The organism is Oleiphilus sp. HI0043, from assembly GCF_001634935.1.
Genome location: NZ_LWEY01000276.1, coordinates 1 through 919, shown reverse-complemented (window position 1 = coordinate 919; position 919 = coordinate 1). Strand labels below are relative to the sequence as shown.

General features: G+C 44.6%; 1 protein-coding gene. It reads right to left on the bottom strand.

The window, feature by feature from the left end; genetic code table 11:
• Positions 1 to 65 precede the first annotated feature (65 nt).
• On the bottom strand, positions 66 to 919 hold an 854-nt coding region (locus A3729_RS32190), incomplete at its 5' end, for a putative solute-binding protein (protein WP_068633224.1).

Sequence of the window (919 nt, the reverse complement as noted above, 5' to 3'; positions counted from 1 at the left end):
GCGAGTCTTCGTTAGCAACGATCCCTCTCAGAATGTGTGACTAGTGCTATCGTAAGGCGAGTCGATTACTTAGGCATGATGCACTCTTCTCGATGAGGAGAGGTATGGCAGCGTATTTTCCATAATAAGGATAAAGCGCGGGCATCAAAGCGATCTGTAACCTTAAGCGTTAAACGAATATTCTTGTAGAAATCCTCTAACTCATCTTTGGTCGACTGGTCGGTTCTGATCCAATATTTTTTGGGGATCTGTTTTTCGGCATTGTTAATAAGGGTGGAAATATTATTCATCCGGTTAACAATATAGTGGCGCATTTTAGTACCGAAGTCTTCGCTAAACTCAGACTTGATAGAGATAGCCTGGAGCATGCCGTAAAACAAGCGTATATCAAGAATTCCCCCTCGCTCGCCAAGACCTTTATATAGTTCGAAGGTGTTATAGGCTAGCGCGGGCATGAGGACGATATCCAGTCCTCCATTGTTAAAATGCTCAGAGAAATTTGAAAGTGTCACCTTGATAGGAACCGCCCCCGAGAGTTCTGCAAACATGCGCGTTTGGATGTCGCCATTTAGCACCGCAAGAGTTTTACCCTTAAAGTCATTGATTCCTTTAATTTTCTTGTCGTTTACGAAAGCGAACATGGAGCCAACGGGTAGTGAAGCGACGACTTCATAGTCACCGTCCGACATTAATTCAACGGCTTTTGGGGAGGTAATGGCTGCCAGAGTTTTATGAAGTTTTCGTTCCGAGGTAATGCCGCCAATGGCATCGAGAGTGCCGGCAAATTGTACAAAGTCTCGTGACAGAATTGCAGTAACGATGCCGATATCACACTTACCTTCCTTAAGATCTGAAGCCACAAGATTTTCATCTTCATAAGCAATAAATGACAGGTCGAGCCCCCAGGTTTGGGCAATCG